Source organism: Streptomyces sp. NPDC002130 (assembly GCF_040296465.1).
Lineage (GTDB): Bacteria > Actinomycetota > Actinomycetes > Streptomycetales > Streptomycetaceae > Streptomyces.
This window is the reverse complement of the sequence record NZ_JBEOXI010001223.1, coordinates 1-1,062: the sequence shown is the minus strand read 5'-3', so window position 1 is coordinate 1,062 and position 1,062 is coordinate 1. Positions and strand designations below refer to the sequence as shown.

Sequence of the window (1,062 nt, the reverse complement as noted above, 5' to 3'; positions counted from 1 at the left end):
CGACGTCACCCTCGAAGCGGGCGACTACCAGGTGCGCATCCGCGGCCAGATGGACCGGGTCGAGGCGGACGGTGACGGCCGCGCCTACGTGGTCGGCCTGAATCCGGCTCGCTGGAGGGATCTTGCGGCTGGGTCGGATCGTGATCACCAGGCAGACGCGGTACAGGCCGCGGTGTGGGCCTCCGAGGCGGCGGCTTCGCGGCAGGTCCGGCCGGCCCGGGCTGGGCGTGGCCGGGAGTGTCCTGCTCACGCGCTGGGGGCAGCTTCACGAACGGAGAAAGGACAGTGCGAAGAAGTGCCTGATCCTGCGGAGAAAGCAGAGCCATAGCCTTCACAAGCACTTCGGCGAGATTCACCCCGGCCTCGAGCGCCCATTCCTCGAGACTTTCCATGCGGCCGAACAGTTCCGAATCCCCCAGACCCACACCTGCAAGTATCTGCGCGAACAAAGCTGCGATTCCAGCGGTGAGCATGAGCCCGGCTTCGGCTGCACTGAAGATGCCGCCGATGATCGGAATTCCTGCCAATTCTGCTTGGGGTGTGTCGGTTTCGTTCGGTGTAGCGGGCGCTGGGTCGATGGATGGGGATGTCCCGGCACCTGGTCCGTCCCCGCCGATGTCCTCGGCCGGCGACTGCTGCGGGATCTGCTCCGGCACTTGCGCCGGAGCCTGCTCAGGGACTTGCGCCGGTGCCTGCTCAGGGACTTGTGGTTCGGGCTCGACCGCGGGTGGGACTGGTGGTTGAGTGGGTATCGGTTTCTGGACTGGTGGATTGGGGGCCTTGTGGCCTTCGACCTGCGGTGTCTCGTTCCAATGTGGACCGTCATCTGAGCGGGTGCCGTCGTCCTCACCGGAGATTTTGGTCGGGCGCGCCGGAGCAGAGGATTTCTTGCCGCTCTGTGTGCGATCCTGCGGGTCCGCCAAAATCGGATACAGCACGTTCTCGATACCCGTGGTGTCGACGACCTGCACGAGTTGCCCGTCCCGGATCTCGTAATGCGTCGGGATGGGTGTGCCGTTGGCGTCGTACGCCCACGGGGCATCGATTGTCGAGACCGGATTC

Annotated in this window: 1 pseudogene; it reads right to left on the bottom strand. The window is 65.3% G+C overall.

Annotation, left to right across the window (positions count from 1 at the left end):
* Positions 1-5: 5 nt before the first annotated feature.
* A pseudogene (locus ABT116_RS49800) lies at positions 6-1,062 on the bottom strand (hypothetical protein); the annotation flags it as partial.